This is a genomic window from Bacteroides sp., from assembly GCF_052357945.1.
Taxonomy (GTDB): Bacteria; Bacteroidota; Bacteroidia; order Bacteroidales; family Bacteroidaceae; genus Bacteroides.
This window is the reverse complement of record NZ_DAWCXD010000306.1, coordinates 1-1,769: the sequence shown is the minus strand read 5'-3', so window position 1 is coordinate 1,769 and position 1,769 is coordinate 1. Positions and strand designations below refer to the sequence as shown.

Below are 1,769 nucleotides of genomic sequence, written 5' to 3'. Positions count from 1 at the left end.
GGTTCTTCCGCAATTATCCGTTATTATTGTTATATCCCATGTACCTCAACTTTGCTTCAAGCAACTGCCTGCCACATCTTCCATACATTGTACGTTTTATCATTTTTAATCTGCTATTAGTTCCTTCCACAAATCCATTACTGTAATCATATGCTACAGCATTTTCAACTGCATCTATATCTCTTTTTAATCCCTCAGCAAAACTTCTTAAGGGTTTAAGAAGACTTTTACTATATTTTTCAACAAATAAATAGAGCATTGGCACATTATGATTTTTAAAAATATTTCTAAACTCTCTTATGCAGCATTGAAGTTCCCAAATATTTGGATACTTTTCATAAATATATTCCTTATGATTATCTGAAAGTTCAGTATTCATCCACATGTACCTAAACACACCTTCTCGTGTAATATAATCTTTATCTTTTCCCTTACTGCCGGTTTTGTATTTTAAACACTCTGTCATTGTTCTGACATATGGCTGTGGCTCAAAACATTTATTTTCTTTTTGCTCTATTTTGCACAAATAATCAAAAGCATTGCTTTTGGATCCAGAATATCCTTTTTCGTATATTGCCTTTACAGTTTTGCTTTTACTCCATCCTTCTTTAAGACAATCTATAATAAAATCATGAAATGGATCAAGTTTGCTTTGATGAATTCCATACATACTTAATTCTTTTGGATCACCTTTACGATATTTTGCAATTGTGTTGCGACCTATTCCCATACGTTTGGCAATTTCACGGTAACTACAGCCTTCTTTTAAAAAATTTTGTATTTGGCAGATCATTTGATAACGTTTTTCTGAAAAAGCAGCATAATTATCCACATCAGATGCAATTTTTTTTACAATGTTCTTCTGCATCGATAGATGTATCATTGTGTGGGATACTTATTGTTGCAGGGATTTCTTGATTCAGAGCTTTTTTTATTGTTTCCAGTAGATTCTGATGTAAATGAAATCGGTCTGCCACCTGCATTGCATCGGGTAATTCTTCTGATATTACTTTCGCATATGCACTTGCCCTATCTCTTGTAACCACTTTAACATTTTTATTATTCTTAAGCCATTCCCGCAATGTATCCCCATTTCTTCCATTCAACAATGTTATAGGCTCGTGCGTTTTTTCATTTACTATGATAGTCCCATATGTATGGCGCTTTTTATATGCAAAATCATCCACACCTATTACATCACTAACTTCCGGTTGGGGAAGAGATTCATATCTTTTTAAAAGTAACCGTATTACGGTATCACCACTAGTTTTTATCCCTAATGTGCGGCAGACACGGGCACAGCCTTCACAACTGGTTTCAAGAGCCAATGTACAGATAAAATCAACACATCTTTCTGTCATACGACTATAATTATTAAGGAATCCATCAAAAGTCTCAGCAATAGAAATAACCTCACATTCGTCATTCAAACATGCATACTCATGTGAACAAATTTCAAGTTGAACATTTTTTCCTAAAATAGGTAAATCCTGTACTTTACGAGTATATGTTCCATGATATTTTTGTGTTATACGATTACACTTTGGACATTTACAGCTGCTTGAAGTTGATTTCATCTGAATTATAATTTTATCACTTTGCTGATCAATATCTGTTATCATCAAATCCTTTTCTGGGTAAAATTTATCTAAGCATAATGTATTATTAGACTTTGCCATAAATAATTCTCCTCATACATCCTAATACAAACATTATACTATATATCTGATCATGCTAAAAGAGCCAAAACGGATAATTGCGGAAGAACC

At 33.1% G+C, this 1,769-nt stretch carries 2 protein-coding genes; both read right to left on the bottom strand.

Annotation, left to right across the window (positions count from 1 at the left end):
- Positions 1-13 precede the first annotated feature (13 nt).
- Positions 14-868, bottom strand: a complete 855-nt coding sequence (locus tag ACT8YW_RS23175) for a transposase (RefSeq protein ID WP_182437900.1) — start codon at positions 866-868, stop codon at positions 14-16.
- The gene (locus ACT8YW_RS23170; RefSeq protein WP_118331345.1) at positions 834-1,679 is read right to left on the bottom strand and encodes a transposase; all 846 of its coding nucleotides are present in this window, start codon (positions 1,677-1,679) and stop codon (positions 834-836) included. The genes ACT8YW_RS23175 and ACT8YW_RS23170 overlap by 35 nt, the downstream gene beginning before the upstream one ends.
- Positions 1,680-1,769 lie beyond the last annotated feature (90 nt).